The 20,350-nt window shown below is 75.6% G+C and carries 18 protein-coding genes and 1 pseudogene; 15 read left to right on the top strand and 4 right to left on the bottom strand.

The features are described 5' to 3' along the window. The first annotated feature begins 114 nt into the window (after positions 1 to 114). The 13 genes and pseudogenes from zapE (at position 115) to P3H78_RS07445 (ending at position 14,153) form a co-directional block, all read left to right on the top strand. Positions 115 to 1,236 (top strand): cell division protein ZapE, encoded by a 1,122-nt coding sequence (gene zapE, locus P3H78_RS07505; protein WP_276108030.1) that lies wholly within the window; start codon positions 115 to 117, stop codon positions 1,234 to 1,236. 217 nt (positions 1,237 to 1,453) lie between these two features. Beyond that, positions 1,454 to 1,849, top strand: a complete 396-nt coding sequence (locus P3H78_RS07500; RefSeq protein WP_276108029.1) for a hypothetical protein — start codon at positions 1,454 to 1,456, stop codon at positions 1,847 to 1,849. A gap of 137 nt (positions 1,850 to 1,986) precedes the next feature. Further along, a complete protein-coding gene (locus tag P3H78_RS07495; RefSeq protein WP_276108028.1) occupies positions 1,987 to 2,565 on the top strand; it encodes a carbonic anhydrase in 579 nt (192 codons plus the stop codon). Then, positions 2,562 to 4,030: pseudogene (locus tag P3H78_RS07490) on the top strand (SulP family inorganic anion transporter). The gene P3H78_RS07495 and the pseudogene P3H78_RS07490 overlap by 4 nt, the downstream one beginning before the upstream one ends. A gap of 164 nt (positions 4,031 to 4,194) precedes the next feature. Continuing rightward, positions 4,195 to 5,385, top strand: coding sequence for a slipin family protein (locus P3H78_RS07485; RefSeq protein ID WP_276108027.1), 1,191 nt, complete (start codon positions 4,195 to 4,197; stop codon positions 5,383 to 5,385). A 291-nt stretch (positions 5,386 to 5,676) separates the two neighbouring features. After that, positions 5,677 to 6,240 (top strand): YbhB/YbcL family Raf kinase inhibitor-like protein, encoded by a 564-nt coding sequence (locus tag P3H78_RS07480; RefSeq protein ID WP_276108025.1) that lies wholly within the window; start codon positions 5,677 to 5,679, stop codon positions 6,238 to 6,240. An 80-nt stretch (positions 6,241 to 6,320) separates the two neighbouring features. Further along, complete coding sequence (locus P3H78_RS07475) at positions 6,321 to 7,202, top strand: polysaccharide deacetylase family protein (protein WP_276108024.1); 882 nt, start codon at positions 6,321 to 6,323, stop codon at positions 7,200 to 7,202. A 66-nt stretch (positions 7,203 to 7,268) separates the two neighbouring features. Then, a complete protein-coding gene (locus P3H78_RS07470; protein WP_276108023.1) occupies positions 7,269 to 8,009 on the top strand; it encodes an aminoacyl-tRNA hydrolase in 741 nt (246 codons plus the stop codon). A 419-nt stretch (positions 8,010 to 8,428) separates the two neighbouring features. Next, on the top strand, positions 8,429 to 9,838 hold the full coding sequence (locus tag P3H78_RS07465; protein WP_276108022.1) for an MbnB/TglH/ChrH family RiPP precursor modification enzyme: 1,410 nt from the start codon (positions 8,429 to 8,431) through the stop codon (positions 9,836 to 9,838). 172 nt (positions 9,839 to 10,010) lie between these two features. After that, positions 10,011 to 10,295, top strand: a complete 285-nt coding sequence (locus tag P3H78_RS07460) for a CGNR zinc finger domain-containing protein (RefSeq protein ID WP_276108021.1) — start codon at positions 10,011 to 10,013, stop codon at positions 10,293 to 10,295. Positions 10,296 to 10,561: 266 nt separating this feature from the next. Beyond that, positions 10,562 to 11,341, top strand: a complete 780-nt coding sequence (locus P3H78_RS07455; protein ID WP_276108020.1) for a DUF4142 domain-containing protein — start codon at positions 10,562 to 10,564, stop codon at positions 11,339 to 11,341. Positions 11,342 to 11,468: 127 nt separating this feature from the next. Beyond that, on the top strand, positions 11,469 to 12,278 hold the full coding sequence (locus tag P3H78_RS07450) for a TIGR04222 domain-containing membrane protein (RefSeq protein ID WP_276108019.1): 810 nt from the start codon (positions 11,469 to 11,471) through the stop codon (positions 12,276 to 12,278). A gap of 195 nt (positions 12,279 to 12,473) precedes the next feature. Further along, complete coding sequence (locus P3H78_RS07445) at positions 12,474 to 14,153, top strand: alpha/beta hydrolase (protein WP_276108018.1); 1,680 nt, start codon at positions 12,474 to 12,476, stop codon at positions 14,151 to 14,153. Here P3H78_RS07445 and hemQ read toward each other — a convergent pair whose 3' ends face one another. Beyond that, complete coding sequence (gene hemQ, locus P3H78_RS07440; protein ID WP_276108017.1) at positions 14,154 to 14,885, bottom strand: hydrogen peroxide-dependent heme synthase; 732 nt, start codon at positions 14,883 to 14,885, stop codon at positions 14,154 to 14,156. A gap of 4 nt (positions 14,886 to 14,889) precedes the next feature. After that, positions 14,890 to 16,344 carry a protoporphyrinogen oxidase gene (gene hemG, locus P3H78_RS07435; RefSeq protein WP_276108016.1) on the bottom strand — a complete coding sequence of 485 codons (1,455 nt, stop codon included), beginning with the start codon at positions 16,342 to 16,344 and terminating at the stop codon, positions 14,890 to 14,892. Positions 16,345 to 16,506: 162 nt separating this feature from the next. On the opposite strand from hemG, the gene P3H78_RS07430 reads away from it, so the two are divergent. Beyond that, positions 16,507 to 17,910: an FAD-dependent oxidoreductase gene (locus tag P3H78_RS07430; protein ID WP_276108015.1), complete on the top strand. Its 1,404-nt coding sequence runs from the start codon at positions 16,507 to 16,509 to the stop codon at positions 17,908 to 17,910. A gap of 40 nt (positions 17,911 to 17,950) precedes the next feature. On the opposite strand, the gene P3H78_RS07425 is transcribed toward P3H78_RS07430, so the two are convergent. Further along, complete coding sequence (locus P3H78_RS07425; RefSeq protein WP_276108014.1) at positions 17,951 to 18,253, bottom strand: hypothetical protein; 303 nt, start codon at positions 18,251 to 18,253, stop codon at positions 17,951 to 17,953. A gap of 123 nt (positions 18,254 to 18,376) precedes the next feature. Here P3H78_RS07425 and P3H78_RS07420 point away from each other — a divergent pair, with 123 nt between their 5' ends. After that, entirely contained in the window at positions 18,377 to 19,201 is an 825-nt protein-coding gene (locus P3H78_RS07420; RefSeq protein ID WP_276108013.1) for a rhomboid family intramembrane serine protease, read from the top strand. 7 nt (positions 19,202 to 19,208) lie between these two features. Here P3H78_RS07420 and hemE read toward each other — a convergent pair whose 3' ends face one another. After that, positions 19,209 to 20,294, bottom strand: coding sequence for a uroporphyrinogen decarboxylase (hemE, locus tag P3H78_RS07415; RefSeq protein WP_276108012.1), 1,086 nt, complete (start codon positions 20,292 to 20,294; stop codon positions 19,209 to 19,211). Positions 20,295 to 20,350 lie beyond the last annotated feature (56 nt).

The following is a 20,350-nucleotide window of genomic DNA, read 5'->3' as shown; positions in this document are numbered from 1 at the left end:
AGTGTTCCACGCGGCCCGGCACGCCGGCGGGACAGGCCCGGGTGGCCCGCCGCGCCCGTACGGCGCGCCCTTCCCGGCCGGACCCGCCGGTCGCAGCACTTAGCATGGGGAACCGTGTCGTCCTCCACCGCCGCCTCCGGCCTCCGTCCGATAGCCGACTCGGCTCCGCTGTCCCTGTGCGCGCGCGAGCCGCACGTCCCCGCGGACCGGCTCGTCGCCGAGATGGTGCCGCCGCCGCGCTTCGACGCGGTGCGCTTCGCCACGTACATCCCGGACCCCGAGCAGTCCAGCCAGTCCGAGGCCGTGGGCGTCCTGGAGGACTTCGCCGCCGGACTCGGCGGCGCGCACGCCTCCGGCTCCGGCCGGCGCGGCCTGTTCGGCTTCGGCAAGGGCCGCGGCAGGGCCGCCAAGGCGCCGTCCGGGCCGCGCGGGGTGTACCTCGACGGCGGCTACGGCGTCGGCAAGACCCACCTGCTCGCCTCCCTGTGGCACGCCACCCCGGCCGAGCCCGCGCTCAAGGCGTTCGGCACGTTCGTGGAGCTGACGAACCTGGTCGGCGCGCTCGGCTTCCAGAAGACGGTGGAGACGCTCTCCGGCCACCGGCTGCTGTGCATCGACGAGTTCGAGCTGGACGACCCGGGCGACACGGTCCTCGTGTCGACGCTGCTCGGCAAGCTCGTCGACGCGGGCGTGGCGCTCGCGGCGACCTCCAACACGCTGCCGGGCAAGCTCGGCGAGGGCCGCTTCGCGGCCGCGGACTTCCTGCGCGAGATCCAGGGCCTCGCGGCGCGCTTCCGCGCCCTGCGCATCGACGGCGAGGACTACCGCCACCGCGGCCTGCCCGAGGCCCCGGCCCCCTGCTCGCAGGAGCAGGTCACCCGGGCCGCGTACGCCACGGAGAACGCCACGCTGGACGACTTCCCGCACCTCCTGGACCACCTGGCCAAGGTGCATCCGAGCCGGTACGGCGCGCTCACCGACGGGATCGCGGCGGTGTGCCTGACGGAGGTCGGGCCGGTGCCGGACCAGTCGACGGCGCTGCGCCTGGTGGTGCTCGCGGACCGCCTGTACGACCGCGAGGTGCCCGTCCTCGCCTCCGGACTGCCCTTCGACCGGCTGTTCAGCGAGGAGATGCTGAACGGCGGCTACCGCAAGAAGTACTTCCGCGCGATATCCCGCCTCACCGCGCTCGCCCGGGACGCCAAGGGCCTCGTCGAGGACGCCGAGGGCCGCTGAGGATCGCCGGGGATCACTGACGACCCCTCAATACCCGAGCGGCGCGGGCTGATCAAGAGCCGGTTCGCGCCATCCCACCCTCACTTTTGAGGCTGCCTTCGGCCCGAAACGCGGAGTTCACCCTGCAAACAACTTTGCAGGGCTACCGTATCTCTTGACCAGTCATTGACCATTCATTGGCCTGCGCTAGAGATGCGAAACGCGCGAAGGGAGGCTCATGTTCCGAGGCAGGTCCGCCCGGACCGTGCTCGCCCTCCTCGCCGCCCTCCTGCTCTCCCTACCCTTCCTCGCGGCGACCCCGGCCTTCGCATCCGCGCACACACCCCGTCATGTCGAGGCCAGAACCGCGACCGGAACCCATCCCGCCGCCGCGACCCCGTGCGACGGGAAGCTGACTCCCCATGACTGCGGGCCCTCGGGGGCGCCCACCCATCCCCTGCGCACCCGCGAGCGGCAGCGCACCGCCGACTGCGCCCCGCAGGCGCCCGAGCGCAGCACCCGGACGGCCGGTCCCGCCGCCCACGAGGCGGCCGGCTCCGGCGCCCTCCCCTCCCGCACGCCCGGACCCCCGGCCGGCCGGACCCCGGCCGCACTCCAGGTCTTCCGCTGCTGACACGCACCGCCGCCCCCGCGGGCGGCACCGCACCCTGCCGTGCGGCAGGCACTCCCGCCGAGCGGCAGCCCAGTTCCCCCCACCCTGTCGTGCAAGCCCGACGCGCCCCCACGGCGCGCCAGGAGGAGACACCAGACATGCAGCCCCTCATCGACAACGCCCGTACGTTCGGCCGGCGCCCTGAGGAGTTCGCCCGGCTCGCCGAAGGCCAGTCGCCCCAGGTCCTGTTCATCACCTGCTCCGATTCCCGGGTCGTCCCGGCCCTGATCACGGGCGCCCGCCCCGGCGAGCTCTTCGAGCTGCGCACCGCGGGCAACATCGTCCCGCCCTACGCCCCGGACCGTCCTACCGGCGAGGCCGCCACGATCGAGTACGCGGTGGAGGTGCTCGGCGTCCGGGACGTCGTCGTCTGCGGCCACTCGCACTGCGGTGCCGTCGGCGCCCTCGTGCGGGGCGACGACCTCGACGCCGTGCCCGCCGTGCGGGACTGGCTGACCCGGGCCGCGCCCCGGCCGCAGGGCGGAGCCGGGGACCCGGCCGTCGCCGAGGGCGTCCAGGGCCACGTCCTGGCCCAGTTGCTGCGGCTGCGCTCGTACCCCTGCGTCGCCGCCAAGCTGGCCGACGGCCGGCTGACGCTGCACGGGTGGTACTACGAGGTGCACACCGGCGCCGTCCTGGCGCACCGCCCGCAGACCGACTCCTTCACGGCCCTGTGAGCGCCGCCGTGACCGGCCGTCTCCCCCATCTGCGGCAGGACGTCGCCGCCTCGCTCGTGGTCTTCCTGGTCGCCCTGCCGCTGTGCGTGGGCGTGGCCGTCGCCTCCGGCGTCCCGGCCGAACTCGGCCTGGTCACCGGCATCGTGGGCGGGGTCGTCACCGGACTGCTGCCGGGCAGCAGCCTCCAGGTGTCGGGGCCGGCCGCCGGTCTGACCGTGCTGGTGCTGGAGACGGTGCGCACCTTCGGCCTGCCCGCGCTCGGCATCGTCGTGCTGGCCACCGGCCTGATCCAGCTGGCCCTCGGCGCACTGAAGTGGGGGCGCTGGTTCCGGGCCATCTCGCTCTCGGTGGTCGAGGGCATGCTGGCCGGCATCGGCCTGGTGATCATCGCCGGCCAGCTCTACTCGGCGGCGGGCCTGAAGGCACCGGCCTCCGGCACGGAGAAGATCGCGGGCCTGCCGGGCGCCGTGGCCGACGTCCTCGGCAGCACCGGTGCCCTCGTCTCCCTGGCGGTCGGCGCGGGCACCGTCGCGGTGCTGGTGCTGTGGCGGCGGCTGCCGCGGCGGATCCGGGCCGTGCCGGGCGCCCTGGCCGCGGTGGTGCCGGCCTCGCTCGCCGCGCACGCCCTGGACCTGCCGGTGGCCACCGCGGAGGTGCGGGGCCTGTTCGACGCGGTCCGGCTCCCGGGGGGCGAGGCGTTCGGCGTCCTGGCCGATCCGGCGATCCTCGGCACGATCGTCGCCTTCGCCCTCATCGCCTCGGCGGAGAGCCTGTTCAGCGCGGCGGCCGTGGACCGGCTGCACGACGGTCCGCGCACCGCGTACGACAAGGAGCTGATGGCGCAGGGCGCGGGCAACACGCTGTGCGGTCTGCTCGGGGCGCTGCCGATGACGGCGGTGATCGTGCGCAGTTCCGCCAATGTGCAGGCCGGGGCGCGCACCAAGGCGTCACGGGTGCTGCACGGGGTGTGGCTGCTGCTCTTCGCGGCCCTGCTGCCCCAGGTCCTGGCCCTGATACCCCTGCCGGCCCTGGCCGGTGTCCTCGTCCACGCGGGCTGGAAGCTGATCCCCTTCCGGCAGATGGCGCAGCTGTGGCGGGAGCACCGGGGTGAAGCGCTGATCCTGGTGGCCACGGCCGTGTCCATCGTCGCGGTGAACATGTTCGAGGGGGTCCTGATCGGCCTCGCCCTGTCGGTCGCCAAGACCGCGTGGGAGGCCTCGCATCTGAAGCTGGAGATCGTCGACAGGGGGGCGGGCCCGATCCGGGCGCTCCTGTGGGGCAACGCGACCTTCCTGCGGCTGCCGAAGATCCTCGACAGCCTGGAGTCACTGCCCCGGGACCCCCCGTCGAGCTGGACCTGTCCGGACTGCACCACCTGGACCACGCCTGCCGCACCGCCCTGGAGAACTGGGCCGAGCGCCACGGCGCGACCGGCACCGCCGCGGTGCGGACGACCGCGCTCTGACCTCCTCCCCGCATCTGGCCGGCCTCGCCGGGCCCCCGTCACGCGGGGGCCCGGCGGGGGCCGCTCCGTGCAGCGCCACCCCGGCCTCGACCGCACTCTCGGACCGGGCATATCGTTTGAAAGAGGCGCAAAAGCGCGGAAGCGGCTGACGAGGGGTCGTCGTCATGCTTCAGGAATTGCTGACCGCGGTGATCGCCGCCGGGTGCGCGGGACTCGTGTACGCGGCAGCGGCGGTGCGGATCGTCAAACAGTACGAACGCGGGGTCGTCTTCCGGCTCGGCCGGCTGACCGGTGACGAGCGGCAGCCCGGCCTGGCGATGATCATTCCGTTCGCGGACCGGCTCTACAAGGTCAACATGCAGATCGTCACGCTCCCGATCCCCGCCCAGGAGGGCATCACCCGGGACAACGTGACGGTGCGGGTGGACGCGGTCGTCTACTTCCGGGTCGTCGACGCGGCGAACGCGCTGATCCGGGTGGAGGACTACAAGTTCGCGGTCTCCCAGATGGCACAGACGTCCCTGCGCTCGATCATCGGCAAGAGCGATCTGGACGACCTGCTGTCCAACCGGGAGAAGCTGAACCAGGGCCTGGAGCTGATGATCGACAGCCCGGCCGTCGGCTGGGGCGTGCAGATCGACCGCGTCGAGATCAAGGACGTGTCGCTGCCGGACACGATGAAGCGGTCCATGGCCCGGCAGGCCGAGGCGGACCGGGAGCGCCGTGCCCGGATCATCAACGCGGACGCCGAACTGCAGGCGTCGAGGAAGCTGGCCGAGGCGGCCCAGCAGATGGAGGACACCCCGGCTGCGCTGCAGCTGCGGCTGCTGCAGACGGTGGTCGCCGTCGCCGCGGAGAAGAACTCCACGCTGGTGCTGCCCTTCCCGGTCGAGCTGCTGCGCTTCCTGGAGAAGGCGCAGCAGCCGACGGAGCCGGAGGTGGCCCGGGCGGCCGCGCGGCGCGCGGCCGCCGCCTCCCGCGGCGCGGCGCAGCCCACGGCCGTCGAGCCGCCCCGCGCCGCCGGGCAGCCACCGTCGTCCGAGGCGGCCCCGGCCGGGAGCCTGCCGCCGAACGAGGCGGCCCGGGCCGGGACGCTGCCGCCACCGGAGGCGGCGCGGACCGGGACACCGCAACCGTCCGAGGCGCTCCAGGCCGGGAACCCGCCGCCGACCGGGGCGCCCGGTGACGGGACGGTGCCGCCGGGCGTGCCCCCGGTCACCGCCACGCCCCCGGTCACCGCCGCCTCCCCGACCGCCGCTGCTCCCCCGGTCGCCGCCACGCGCCGGGCGGACGCGGACGACCCGGGCGACGTGCCCGAGGCCGCGCCGCGGCCGACGGTCACCCACCTGACGTAGCGACCGCCACCCGCTGCGCCCCGGCGGCCGGTGCCCTGGGCCCGCCGGGGCACCGGGGCATCGGAGTGACGGCGGGAGGGAGCCGCACGCCCGGTGCCGCGAGGGCGGTCCGGGCTGCACGCGGTGTCGTACCCGGCCGGAGCAGCGAACGCGATGCGGAATGCCGGTCGCGGCCCGCGGCACAGGGGACGGGCTCGTCGGACTCTGCCCGTCCAGGGGCGATCCGGACGTCGGAGACGGGACGTGCGCGACCCCCGGCCGACCCCCGGAAAACAGCTTAGAGTGCCAGACATGCGCAGACGGGTTCTCGTCGCGGGCCTCGCCGCGACCGCGGTGACGGTGTTCGGGGTGGTCGCGTCGTGCGGCAGCGGGCAGGGCGGCGGAGGCGTGCCCACGCCCACCGCCTCCCGGCACATCGCCCTGTCCAGCACGGCCTTCCGCGACGGCGGCACGATCCCCCGCCGGTACACCTGCGACGGCGAGGACGTGTCACCGCCGCTGGCCCTCTCCGGCGTCCCCGCGCACACCGCCTCCCTGGTGCTGCTCGTGGAGGACCCCGACGCCGCACGCGGCCCGTTCGCGCACTGGCTGGTGTGGAACATGGACCCGCACACCACGCGCCTGCTCCCCGGCCAGGCCCCGCCGGGAGCCGTCCAGGGCCGCAACAGCTTCACGAAGGCCGGTTACAGCGGCCCCTGCCCGCCCATGGGCGCCCCGCACCACTACGTCTTCACGGTGTACGCCGTCGACCGGCGGCTCGCACCGCCCTCCGGCGCCACGGCGGACGACCTCCGCAGGGCCGTGAACGGCCACGCCCTGGCCCTGGGCACCCTGACGGGACGGTACGGCCGCTGAGACCGTTTCTGCCTGCCGGGCGGGTGACCGCGCGGCCATGCCGCCGTTCATATGACCGGCAGGGGTCCTAGATTCGTCCGGTGATCTCACCAGTAAGACACGTACGACTTGCTCGGGGCGCCGTCGCTGCGTGCATTCTCGGCGCCGCTCTCGCCGCCTGCGGCACCACGTCGGCCTCCCGTCCGGGGCGCCCGGCCCCGGCCCCCGCCCCGGCGTCCTCGGTCCCGGCGAGCCCGACGCCGTCCGGCACCCCCTCCCTGGCCCCGGGACCCGGCGGTCTCACGCCGGTCTTCAGCAACGGCCCCCGGACGAAGGGGAAGACGGTCGCGCTCACCTTCGACGCGGACATGACCGCGGACGAGGGCCCGCGGGCGGCGCGTGGTGAGCACTTCGACAATCCCGCCCTCATCGCGACCCTGCGTGAGCTGCGGGTGCCCGCCACCGTGTTCATGACCGGCCGGTGGGCCGACGAGTACCCGGACGAGGCCCGCTCCATCGGCAGCGACCCGCTCTTCGAACTCGCCAACCACTCCTACAGCCACTACGCCTTCACCGGCAACTGCTACGGGCTGCCGAGGGTGTCCGCCGGCCGCATGCGCTCCGACGTGGAGCGTGCGTACAGCGCGCTCCGCAAGGCGGGCGTCCCGCACCCGATGCCGTACTTCCGTTTCCCCGGCGGCTGTTACGACAAGGCCGCGCTGCGCGCGCTCGACGGCCTCCATGTCACGGCCGTGCAGTGGGACGTGATCAGCGGCGACGCGTTCGCGACCGACGCGGACGCCGTGGTGCGGCAGGTGCTCGACGGCGTGCGGCCCGGTTCGGTCGTGGTCATGCACTGCACGCGCAGCGCCGCCCCCACCACCGAACGGGTCGTGCGGACGGTCGTGCCGGAGCTGCGCAGGCGGGGCTACCGCCTGGTGAAGGTCTCCGACCTGATCAGCGAGACGAACGACCGGTCCTGACCGCCGGAGCAGGACGGACACCGCCGGCGACGGCGGTCTCCCGTCCGCCCCTTAGGGTGGGCTCCCGTGAGTCACCACCCCACGCCCCCCGGCGACAGCCCCTTCCGTTCCGAGCCCGGCCGCCGGGACGAGGCGCCGCAGTTCGTGCTGCCGCTGGTCGTGCGCATCGAGCGGGCCGCTCCCCCCGCCCGCACCGACGCGCTGGAGACCGCGGCCCGGGCGGTGCTGGTCCTGCTCGGCGACGACCGGGCGCTCGGCGACGGTGAATGGGCGCAGGCCGTGCGGGACTGGCAGGACGCCCGGATCCGGAAGGTGGTGCGGCGGGCCCGGGGCGCCGAGTGGCGGCGGGCCGAGGCGCTGCCCGGCATCACGGTCAGCGGCGCGTCCGCCGAGGTCCGGGTCTTCCCTCCGGTCCCCCTGGACGGCTGGCCGAAGGAACTGGCGAAGCTCCAGGTCTCCGGCACCGACCTCGACGACCCGGAGCCGCCCGCCCCGGCCGGCCCGGACACGCCCGTGCTCTGGATGAGCCCCGGCCTCGACATGTCCGCCGGGAAGGCGATGGCCCAGGCCGGGCACGCCGCGCAGCTCGCCTGGTGGGAGCTGTCGGACGAGGAGCGCGCCGACTGGCGCGACGCCGGTTTCCCGCTGGCCGTCCGCACCGCCGGGCGCGACCTCTGGGGCCGGCTGCGCGACAGCGGGCTGCCGCTGGTGCGCGACGCCGGCTTCACCGAGATCGCCCCCGGCTCCTGCACGGTGGTCGCCGACCATCCGGCCCTGCGCCACCGGAGCGGCTTCGCCTCCCGCTGACACGCCGGCCTCTTCGCCCGCCGCCTGAACGGCGGGCGGGACGCCCGCGTACCTCCTGGTGCCGACGGCACCCCACCGGGCCCCGCCCGGCCGCGGCGGCGCGGGCCGTCGGGGGCGGCGTCGCCACCACGTCAGGCCGTCCCCGGCGCGCCCCGGTCGCCGAGCACGCGGAGCCCGGGGAGCACGCGGGCCGCCGAAGGCCCGGGCCGCGAACCTCAAATGTTGCTCTGAAGGCGCACCGGCGGAGGTTCGGAGCCGGGCGGCGGGGCCATACCCCCGTCACACCGCACCGGCGAGGGCCGGGGAGGCGGGCGGGACGTCGCGGCGGTACGGCCGGACGGGTGCACGGTGGTCCGGCGGGGCGGGCCGGGACCGGCACGAGAGGCGAAGAGGCGGGCGGCAGCCCGGAGGAGGGGACCATGAGGCGACTGGGGACGGGGATCGGCTGGCGGCCGGAGATCGCCGACGCCGTGGAGCGGATGCCGGGCGTGGACTGGGTCGAGGTCGTGGCCGAGAACGTCTGCCCCGGCCGTCTCCCCGAGTCGCTGCAGCGGCTGAGGGCCCGCGGGGTGACCGTGGTGCCGCACGGCGTCTCGCTCGGCCTCGGCGGGGCCGAACCGCCCGACGGGGGCCGGCTGGCCGGTCTCGCCGAGCGGGCGGAGGCGCTGGGCTCGCCGCTGGTCACCGAGCACATCGCGTTCGTACGCGGCGGAGGCCCGCTGACCGCCTCCCCGCGGCTGGAGGCAGGGCATCTGCTGCCCGTGCCGCGGACCCGCGACGCGCTGGACGTGCTCTGCGCGAACGTCCACGCCGCCCAGGCGGCCCTGCCGGTGCCGCTCGCCGTGGAGAACATCGCCGCGCTGCTGGCCTGGCCCGCCGAGGAGATGACCGAGGGCCAGTTCCTCTACGAGCTGGCGGACCGGACGGGCGTCCGGCTGCTGATCGACGTGGCCAACCTGCACACCAACCACGTCAACCGCGGCGAGGACCCGGCCAAGGCGCTCGCCGAACTGCCCGTGGAGGCCATCGCCTACGTGCATGTCGCGGGCGGCTTCGAGCGGGACGGCGTCTGGCACGACAGCCACGCCCACCCGGTCCCGCAGCCGGTCCTCGACATCCTGACCGACCTCGCCTCCCGGGTCCGCCCGCCGGGCGTACTGCTCGAACGCGACGAGAACTTCCCCGAACCGGCCGAACTGGAGCGGGAGATGGCGGCGATCCGCACGACGCTGGAACCCGATCACGGCATCCCACGGGGAGCACCGGTCGAGGCCGCACCCCGGGCAGCGGACGCCCCGTCGCCCGGCACCCCGCCCCAGGCAGCGGACGCCCCGACGCCCGGCACCCCGCCCCGGGCGACGGACGGCCCGCCGGCCGTCGGCGGCGATCCCGAGGCGGACGCCGACAGCGTCGCGTCCGCCCGGCAGCGACTCGCGCTGGCGCAGACCGCGCTGCTGTCCGCGCTGGTCGCGGGGACGCCGGTGCCGGAGGGGTTCGACCGGGTGCGGCTCGGTGTGCAGGCGCGGGCGCTGGCGGGGAAGCGGGCCGACGTCGTCGCCAAGGTGGCACCGGAACTGCCGGTGATCCTCGGCGCGGGCTACCGGCCCTCCTTCCTCGCCTACGCGCACATGCACCCGATGGGCGGCGGATACCGCCGGGACGCGCTGGAGTTCGTGGACTCGCTGCTGCGCTCCGGGCGTCCGGCGGACGCGGCCGCCCGGCGGGCGCTGCGGGAGTGGTGGCTGGACCGGTCGGGCCCGGCCCCGCGGCCGCGCCGCCGCACGGACCGCCTCTCGCACGCGGCCCGGCGGGTCCTGACGCGCCGCTGACCGTGCCGGCGCTCCCCACGCGGCACCGGCACGGTCCGCCCCGCGCCGGCCGCTGGACCGCGCGCGGCAGCACCCCGGTGAGGCGGCCGCGGCGCTGGAGGGGGCCCGGCGCTTCCGGGCCGACCTGTACGCCTGCCTCACCGACACGCAGGACGGGCGCGCCTTCCGTGCGGTGGCGGCCGCGGCGCAGGACGCCGCCGGGTCCGCGGTGCTCGTCCGCGCCGAGGACGGTCGGGCCCACTGGCGCCTGCCCCCGGCGGCGGGGCTCCGCCTGCCGCTGCCGGCCACCGCGCGCGGCGCGGCCGAGCTGCTGGCGGAGCCGCGCCGCCTCACCGTCCGCGCCTGCCCGAGCGCGGAGTGCGGGTGGCTCCTCCTCGACGCGGGCGGGCGGCGCCGTTGGTGCACCGTGACCACCTGCGGCGGCCGCCGTCCGGCCATGGCCCGGGCGCCGGCGTGACGCCCCCGCAGGTGCGGTGCGGCGGGACCGTCACGGTGTGCCGGACCTAACACCTGCAGTTCAGCCACCGGATCGACTCACCCGCTTCGACGTCATTTACCGGCATACATCCGCCGCGCCGCCCGCGCCGGTCCGGCCGCACTCCGCACCACATGCCGGAATTGCGAGGTGCCGACACCGGGGCGACCGTCCCGTTTCCCGCAGTACGATGCCCACTCCGCCACCCCGAAACGCACTGACGTGCGGTGCCGTACACAGGAGGCACCATGCGACCCCGACCGCCCGTCCGGGGCAGAGGCGTCCTCAGCGGGACCGGGCTCCTCGTCTCGGCGCTGGGCGCGACCCTCGTGGCCCTGCTCCTCCCCCTCTGGTCCTACGCCCATCGGCCCGCGTCCCCCGTGGACGTGCTGAGCGCACAGACCGTGGAGACGCAGTACGGACCGCTCTCCGCCGCCGACCGCGACGTCCTCGTGGAGGTGCGGCTCGCCGGCCTGTGGGAGCTGCCGGCCGGACGGCAGGCGGAGCGCAAGGGCACCACGCAGGCCGTACGGGCCGCCGGACGGCACCTGGTGGAGGGGCACGCCTACCTCGACCAGCAGGTGCGCCACGTCAGCGCCGAGCTCGGGCTGGGCCTGCCCAACGAGCCCAGCCCGCAGCAGAAGCAGTGGCTGGCCACCCTGAGCGCCGCCCACGGCCGGGACTTCGACCGCAGCTTCGTCAACCTCGCGCGCGTGGCGCACGGCAGGATCCTCCCGCTGGTCGCGCGGGTCCGGGCGAGCACCCAGAACTCCCTGGTGCGCGACCTCGCCGACGACGCGGACACGACCGTGCTGGACCACATCCAGGCCCTGGAGGCCACCGGTCTGGTCGACTTCGCCGCGCTCGCCCGCGACCTGGCCGCGGGCGCGAGCCCCTCGCCGGCCGACCCCTCCGCCACCACCGCTCCGACGGTCCCACCGGGGCAGGTCGTGCCACTCACCCCTTCCGCGTCGCCGGTCTACGGGCTGCCGCCCGCAGCGTCCAGCCCGCCCCCGGCGGCCCGCTGACGCGATGCGCCGGGAGGGTCGTACCGCCCACGATCTCGTCAAAACGGAACGTCACGGACCGGCCACACTCCGTCCGGATACTGAAAGGGGCATGGCGCATCCCAGGCCACTGGCATAGAAACACGTCATGTTCTGGGTGCTCCTTCTGCTGCTGGCCTGGTCCGCCGCGGGCACCGCGTGCACACGGCTGTGCCTGGCCGCGGTCCGCGCGGCGGCCTCCGACGTGGGCACGGCCCGCGGACGCGATCTGACCCTCTACGAGGCGGCGTTCCTCTCGGGCGGCCCGGCCCGGGTCGCCGACGTGACCCTCGTCTCGATGGCGCGCCAGCGCCGGCTGCTGCTCGCACACACCGGCTGGGCCACGGTCGTCGACCCGTGCGGCCGGGACGAGATGGAGCTGTCGGTGATCGGCGCGATCGGGCCGGAGGGCCAGTCCCGGATCGCTCCGGTGCGTGCCGCGGCCGCGGGCGCGGAGGCGGTGCGCGGTCTGTCCGACCGTCTCGTGCGCGCGGGTCTCGCCGTGCCGGACGGGACGCGTACGACGGTGGCGGCCGGGGTCCGCGGGGTGCGGGCGGCCGCACTGGCCGTGGTGGCGCTCGGCGCGACCGCCCTGCTGATGCCCGGCCCGACCGGCATGTCCCGCGACCTGGTCGCCCTCTGGTTCGCGCTCCCCCTCACGCTCAGCCTGAGCTGCCTGGCCATCGCCCGTGTCGAGGTCCACCCGTACTCGCACTGGGCGTCCCCGGCGGGGCAGCGGCTGCTCGGCGCACTGGCCCGGCGCGTGAACGGCGCGGAGGACGGCGCCGGGGACGGCCGGACGTCGCTGGCCTCGATCGCGGTGCGCGGCATCCGGGCGATCGGCGAACCGGAGCTGCGCGCCGCCTTCGCCCACCGCGACCAGCCCCACCGCGACCCGCACGACCCGCACCGGCGCTGACCGCCCGCCCCGCAGCGTCCCGCCGGAAGACCTGCCGCGCACCGACCCGCCCGCCCCGCGCCGACCCGCTCGGCGGCCGCCCCGCGCCGCGGCGTATCGGGCGTATTGGCCCGACACCGCCGGACGGTGCTTGCCTTCGCCCCGGGACGGACGAAGCATCCCTTCTGTCGCTGCCGTGCGCCGAAGGGAAACGCGATGAGAGCTGCCGCCGTGTGGACGGCCGCCGGATCCTTGGTCCTGACCGCTCTCGCCGCCGTCCCGGCCGGGAGCACCGACCGCGCACCCGGCACCCGGGTCGGTGTCCCGGCCGCGGCGGCCGCCCTCGCGCAGGCGGCCGAGCAGCGGGGCACCGCCGTCGCCGCGGCCCGGGCGCGCGCCCGCGGCATCGCGTTCGGGCCCTGCGCCGGCGTCCAGGACGCGCCGCCCGGCATGGAGTGCGGCACGGTGTCCGTGCCGCTGGACTACGCGCACCCCGGCGGCCGGCAGATCGCCCTCACCGTCAGCCGGGTCACGGCGACCCACCGGGACCCCCGCAACAGCAAGCGCAAGGTGCCGCGCCTGGGCGCCCTGGTCTACGACCCCGGCGGTCCGGGCGCCTCCGGGATGTCCTTCCCGCTGGCCGGCGCGCTGCCCGCCTGGAGACGCATCGCCGCCGCGTACGACCTCGTCGGCTACGCGCCGCGCGGGGTGGGCCGTTCGGCGCCGCTGTCGTGCACGGATCCGAAGGGCTTCTTCAAGGGGCCCTCGGCGGCGCCGACGCACCCCTCGGCGGCGTACAAGAAGAAGCGCGTCGCCCAGGCGCGGGCGTACGCGAGCGGCTGCGCGCGCCGGACGGGCCGGGCGCTGCGCCACTACACCTCCCTCGCCAACGCCCGTGACCTGGACGTCCTGCGCGCGGCGCTCGGCGAGGACCGGCTCACCTTCCTGGGCGCCTCCTACGGCACCTACTTCGGCGCGCTGTACGCGACGCTGTTCCCCTCGCACGTGCGCCGGATGGTCTTCGACTCGGCGGTGAACCCGGACCCGGCGCGCATCTGGTACCGCAGCAACCTCGAGCAGTCGGCGGCGTTCGAGATCCGCTGGGCGGACTTCCGGGCGTGGACGGCACGCCACGACGACGTGTACCGGCTGGGCCGCACGGCCGGTGCGGTGCAGGCCGCCTACGACCGGGCGCGGGCCCGGCTGGCCGCACACCCGGCGGGCGGGAAGGTGGGCCCGGGCCAGGTGCAGGCCGTCTTCCTGACGGCCGGGTACTCCGACGGCTTCTGGCCGCGCAGTGCGCACGCGCTGGCGTCGTACCTCGCCGGCGACCCGAAGCCGCTCGTCGAACTGGCCTCGCCGGACCGGAGGGCGGCCGCCGCGGCGGAGAACAGCAGCGCCGTCTACACGGCGGTGGAGTGCAACGACGCTCCCTGGCCGACGGACTTCCGCGTCTGGGACCGGGACAGCACCCGGCTGGCGCGGGTGGCACCCTTCGAGACCTGGGACAACGTGTGGGCGAACCTGCCGTGCGCCTTCTGGCCGGCGCCCCGGCAGCGTCCCCTCGACGTCCGGACGGCCCCGGGCGAGTTGGCGCCGACGCTGATCCTCGCGGCCGAGCGGGACGCGGCCACTCCGTACGCCGGGGCGCTGGCACTGCAGCGGCGGCTGGCGGGATCGGTGCTGGTGACCGAGCGGGACGCGGGCACGCACGGCGTCGCGGGCGGCCGGAACCCGTGCATCGACGGCTATCTGGACGCCTACCTGCTGGAGGGGCGGCTCCCCGCGCGGGGGACGTCCTGCGCCCCGCACCCCGAGCCGCAGCCCGTCACCGCGCAGGACCCGTCCGGGCGGGACGCCCGCCCGGGTCGGGCCGGTCGCCCCGCCGGGGAGTGATCAGGCGAGCCCGGCGACCAGGTCGGCGACGTCCTTGCGCCGGCCGGTGTAGAACGGGACCTCCTCGCGGACGTGCCTGCGGGCCTCCGACGCCCGCAGATGGCGCATGAGGTCGACGATGCGGTACAGCTCGTCGGCCTCGAAGGCGAGGATCCACTCGTAGTCGCCGAGGGAGAAGGAGGCGACGGTGTTGGCGCGGACGTCCGGGTAGCCGCGGGCCATCTTGCCGTGGTCGGCGAGCATCCGGCGCCGGTCCTCGTCGGGCAGCAGGTACCAGTCGTAGGAGCGCACGAAGGGGTAGACGCTGACGTAGTCGCGGGGCGTCTCGTCGGCGAGGAACGCCGGGATGTGCGAGCGGTTGAACTCGGCCGGGCGGTGCAGCGCCATGTTCGACCACACCGGCTCCAGGGCGCGGCCCAGGCGCGTGCGGCGGAAGAGGTTGTACGCCTCCTGGAGCTGGTCGCTGGTCTCCGCGTGCCACCAGATCATGAGGTCGGCGTCGGCCCGCAGGCCCGAGACGTCGTACGTGCCGCGGACCGTGACGTCCTTCGCGGCGAGCTGGTCGAACAGCTCCTGGACCTCGTCGGCGTAACCGGAGCGGTCCTCGGGCAGCACGTCCTTCAGCCGGAAGACCGACCACAGGGTGTAGCGGATGACCTCGTTGAGGTCCTTGGCCAGCTTGCCCTTGTTCGGGATCCTGCCGGGCTCGGTGGTGGGGGCGTCGTCACTCATGGGGCTATTCTCCCGCTCCGCCGTGCAGGCTCTGCACCGGGTGGGCGGTGAGTTCCCGGACGGCACGCAGGTCCCCGCCGAGCTGGTCCACGGCCGCGTCGGCGCTCGCGATGCAGGCCGGGATGCCGACGCCGTCGTAGACCGCGCCGCACACCGCGAGTCCGGGGAGTGCGGCGACGTGGGCGCGGATGCGGGCCACGCGCGCGTGGTGGCCCACGGGGTACTGGGGCAGGCCGTCGTCCCAGCGGGTGACCCGGGCGGCGAGCGGAGCGGCGTCCAGTCCGGCCGCGGCGCGCAGGTCGTGCCGGGAGATCTCGACGAGGTCCGCGTCGTCGTGCCCCAGCACCTCGGTCTCGCGGTGCCGGCCGACCGAGGTGCGCACCACGACCACGTCCGGGTCCTCCGCCCCGACCCAGCCCCACTTGCGGGAGGCGAAGGTGGCCGCCTTGATGGTCCGGCCGTCGACGGGCGGCACCAGGAAGCCGCTGCCCTCCGGCAGGCCGGCGCCGGCGCGGCGGTAGGCCAGCGTCACCAGTGCCATGGAGGCGTACTCCACGGCGTCCAGTTCCGCGGCGGCCGCGGGGGCCTCGGGGCGCAGCAGCGCGGCGGCGGCGGGCGCGGGCACCGCGACGACGACGGCGTCGGCCCGCAGCACCCGCCCGCCGGCGGTGACCCGCCAGCCCGCGGGGCCCTCCCGGCGCAGCCCGGTCACCGCGGTGCCGGTGAGGATCTCGCCGCCGCGCGCCCGCACGGACTCCGCCGCGGCGAGCGGCAGGCGGCCCACGCCGCCCTCGATGCCCATGAAGACGGGGCCGCTCTGCTGCGCGGCGGCGGCCTTCGCCTGGATCTCCCGCACGCCCTCGGTGAGGGAGGCGTGGGCGCGGGCCGCGGCGAACAGCTGCGGGACGGCGGAGCGCATCGAGATGCGGTACGCGTCGCCCGCGTAGACCCCGCCGAGCAGGGGCTCGACGAGCCGGTCGACGACCTCGCGGCCGAGGCGGGCCGCGACGTACTCGCCCACGGCGACGTCCTCGCCGACCTCGGTGCGGGGCAGCCGCGTGTCCTCCTCGATGCGGCGCACGCCCTCCTCGGACAGCACCCCGGCGAGCGCCGACGCGGTGCCGGGGACCCCCATCACGTGCCCCTTGGGCATGGGGCGCAGGGCGCCGCGGGTCCAGATCGAGGCGGTGGTGGTGGCCGGGGTGCGCAGCGCGCCGGCCAGGCCCACCGAGCGGGCCAGGCCGACCGCCTCCGGCCGGCGGGCCAGCATCGACTCGGCGCCCAGGTCGACCCGGACGCCCTCGATCTCGCCGGGCAGCAGCTTGCCGCCCACCCGGCCGGCCGCCTCCAGCACGGTCACCCGCGCCCCGCGCTCCAGCAGCCGGTGCGCGGCCGCGAGTCCCGCGATCCCGGCCCCGATGACGACGACGTGCCCCGCGGCCGTGCCCGTTGTGCTCATGACCCCACTGTCTCAGACCCCGCCGCGCCGCCCGCCGGGAGCCGGGGGCCGCGCGTCCGTGCGGGAGAGGCCCGGCCGCGGGCGGGCGCCGGCGGCGGGCGGTCCCGGCCCGGTCCGGCGGGCGGCCGGGACCGAAGTCGCCGGAGGCCGTAGCGTGTTCGCATGAGCATGAGCCGTGAGCGGGGAGCCCGGGAACGACTGGTCGTGATCGGCGGGGACGCCGCGGGCATGTCCGCGGCCTCGCAGGCGCGCCGGATGCGCGGCCCGGACGAGCTGGAGATCGTCGCGTTCGAACGCGGCCGCTTCACGTCGTACTCGGCGTGCGGCATCCCCTACTGGGTGGGCGGCGCCGTCGGCGGGCGGGACGAGCTGATCGCCCGGTCGCCCGAGGAGCACCGCGCCCGGGGGATCGACCTGCGCATGCGCACCGAGGTGACGCGGATCGACGTCGCCGGGCGCCGGGTCCGCGCGCGGGACCTGGAGTCGGGCGCCGAGTCCTGGACCTCGTACGACCGGCTCGTGATCGCGACGGGCGCGCGCCCCGTCCGGCCCGAGCTGCCCGGCATCGACGCGACCGGCGTGCACGGCGTGCAGACCCTCGGCGACGGCGAGGCGCTGCTCGACACCCTGGACCGCACGCCGGGCCGCCGCGCGGTGGTGGTCGGCGCGGGCTACATCGGCGTGGAGATGGCGGAGGCGCTGATCCGCCGGGGCTACGGGGTGACGGTCGTCGACCGCGGGCGGGAGCCGATGTCGACCCTGGACCCGGACATGGGACGCCTGGTGCGCGAGGCGATGGAGGGCCTCGGCGTCACGGTGGCCGGGGGCTCCGAGGTGACGAAGATCCTGGCCGGTGACGACGGCCGGGTGCGGGCGGTGGCCACCTCGGACGCCGAGTACCCGGCGGACGTGGTGGTCCTCGGGATCGGGGTGCGCCCCGAGACCGCGCTGGCGCGGGAGGCGGGACTGCCGCTCGGGGCGCACGGCGGGCTGCTGACCGACCGGGCGATGCGGGTGCGCGGGCACGAGGACGTCTGGGCCGGCGGCGACTGCGTCGAGGTCCTCGACCTGGTTTCCGGGCAGTATCGGTACGTCCCGCTGGGCACGCACGCCAACAAGCACGGCCAGATCATCGGGACCAACGCCGGTGGCGGCTACGCCACCTTCCCGGGCGTCGTCGGCACCGCGGTCAGCAAGGTGTGCGACCTGGAGATCGCCCGCACCGGCCTGCGCGAGAAGGACGCCCACCGCGTGGGCCTGCGCTTCGAGGCGGTCACCGTCGAGTCGACGAGCCGCGCGGGCTACTACCCGGGCGCCGCCCCGATGACCGTCAAGATGCTGGCCGAGCACCGTACCGGCCGCCTGCTCGGGGTGCAGATCGTCGGCCGGGAGGGCGCCGCGAAGCGCGTCGATGTCGCGGCCGTGGCCCTCACCGCCGGGCTGACGGTGGAACGGATGACGTCACTGGACCTGGGATACGCGCCCCCGTTCTCACCGGTCTGGGACCCGGTCCTGGTCGCGGCCCGCAAGGCCGCGGCGAAGGTCCGCGCGACCACCTCGGCCTGACGGACCCGCCACCGGACCGGGTACCGATCGGGGCCCCTGCTCAGGCCGTGCCGTTGAGTCTGGGGAGGGACGACACCGAGCCGCTGGTGGAGGTCGCGGCCGGCTGTTCGCCCGCGGGCCTGGCGTGCGCCGCGGACGGGGCGGCCGCCCGCGCGGAGCGGAGCCGGTGGCCGACGGCCTCGTCCAGCGTCACCGGCCGCTGCATCTGGGCCGCCAGCCGCCCGGCCTCCTGGCCGAGCCTGGCCACGTCCTCCCAGGGCAGTCGGACCACGAGGGCGAGTTCGGCCTCGCCGTCGGGCGCGGCCTGGATCGCGGGTATGGCAGGGGTCACTCGCTCGCTCATCGGCTGGTCCTCACGTCGTTCCCGCGGCCCGCTCCCCGTGCCGCGGACGGTCGAGGAGACATACGCAGGCCCGCCGGGGCGCGTTCACCGGTTCGCCGCGCGCATCCGGGGCAGTACTTGCTTGTGGTCATCCCCGTCCATGACGTGAACCCCGTGCGGCGCACCCCCTGGGTGACGTACGCCCTGATCGTGGTCAATGTGGTCGTGTTCCTGGGCACGCCCGGGATAGCCGGCTCCGTGGCGGGCGGCAGCCCGCTGGCGCAGCTGTGCCATCTCCAGGCGTTCACCGAGCACTACGCGGCCGTGCCGAGGGAACTGATCCACCATCGGCTGCCGTCGCTGGTGGCGACGGGCGCGACCGGGATCGGCCCGCACGGTCCGGGCTGCGTGCTCGGCCCGCCGGGCTACCACAAGTCCCCGGCGCTCTCGGTCCTCACCGCGATGTTCCTGCACGGCAGTTGGCTGCACCTGCTGGGCAACATGCTGTTCCTGCTGATCTTCGGCAACAACGTCGAGGACCGCATGGGCCACGTGCGGTACCTGGTGTTCTACGTCGTCTGCGGCTACGCGGCCGGCTACGGCTTCGCGCTGTTCGACGCGGACTCCGCGGTGCCGCTGATCGGCGCCTCGGGCGCGATCGCCGGCGTACTCGGCGCGTATCTGGTGCTCTTTCCGAGGGCCAGGGTGTGGGTCCTGGTGCCGTTCCTGGTGTTCCTGCCGCTGCGGCTGCCGGCCTGGATCGTGCTCGGCTTCTGGTTCGTGCTGCAGGCGGTGTACTCGTCCGGCCGGGGCGTCTCGGACACCGGCACCGTCGCGTACGCGGCCCATGTCGTCGGCTTCCTCGCCGGCATGCTGATCGCGCTGCCGCTGCGCCCCGGCACCCCGCCGCCGCCCGAGCCGCGCCGCCTGCTCCTCGGCAGGCAGGCGCGGCCGCGGCACACGTGGTGAGGACCGCTCAGCGGGCGGTCTGCGTGTGGACGTACTCGACGAGCCGGGTGAGGGCGTCCGGGTCGGTGGTCGGCAGGACGCCGTGGCCGAGGTTGAAGACATGGCCCTCCAGGCCCGCGGCCGCGTCCAGCACCTCGCGGGTCCTGGCCTCGACGGCCTCCGGGGTGGAGAAGAGGACCGCCGGGTCGAGGTTGCCCTGGAGCGCCCGGCCCGGGCCCACCCGGCGGGCGGCCTCGTCCAGCGGGACGCGCCAGTCGACGCCGACGACGTCCGCGCCGGCCTCGCCCATCAGGCCGAGCAGCTCGCCGGTGCCGACACCGAAGTGGATGCGCGGGACGCCGTAGCCGGCGACGGCCTCGAAGACCTTGCGGGAGGCGGGCATGACGGAGCGGCGGTAGTCCGCGGGAGCGAGCGCGCCGACCCAGGAGTCGAAGAGCTGGACGGCGCTCGCGCCGGCCTCGATCTGGACCTTGAGGAAGGCGGAGGTGATCACGGCGAGGCGGTCGAGCAGGTCGGCCCACAGCTGCGGGTCGCCGTACATGAGCGCCTTGGTGTGCTCGTGGTTGCGGGACGGACCGCCCTCGACGAGGTAGCTCGCGAGGGTGAACGGCGCCCCGGCGAAGCCGATCAGCGGGGTGGCGCCGAGCTCGGCGGTGAGCAGGCCGATGGCCTCGGTGACGTAGGCGACGTCCTCGGGGGTGAGGTCGCGCAGCCGGTCCAGGTCGGCGCGGGTGCGGATCGGCTGCTCGACGACCGGGCCGACGCCGGGCTTGATGTCGAGGTCGATGCCGATGGCCTTCAGCGGGACGACGATGTCGCTGAAGTAGATCGCCGCGTCCACGCCGTGCCGGCGCACCGGCTGGAGGGTGATCTCGGTGACCAGCTCCGGATGCATGCACGACTCGAGCATCGGGATGCCCTCGCGCACCTTGCGGTACTCCGGCAGGGAGCGCCCGGCCTGCCGCATGAACCACACGGGCGTGTGCGGCACGGGCTCGCGCCGGCACGCCTTCAGGAAGGCGGAGTCGTAGGTGGCGGTCGGCGGCTGCGGCCGGGTCGGCTGCCCGCCTGCGGGGGTCTCGTTGGCACTCACGGTGGCAAGTCTCCCACGGCCCGGGCGGCGCCCCGTGCGCGGTGCCGGGCGGACCC

The sequence above is a fragment of the Streptomyces tropicalis genome (assembly GCF_029269835.1).
In the GTDB taxonomy this organism is placed as follows: Bacteria; Actinomycetota; Actinomycetes; order Streptomycetales; family Streptomycetaceae; genus Streptomyces; species Streptomyces tropicalis.
This window is presented reverse-complemented; position numbering and strand designations above follow the sequence as displayed.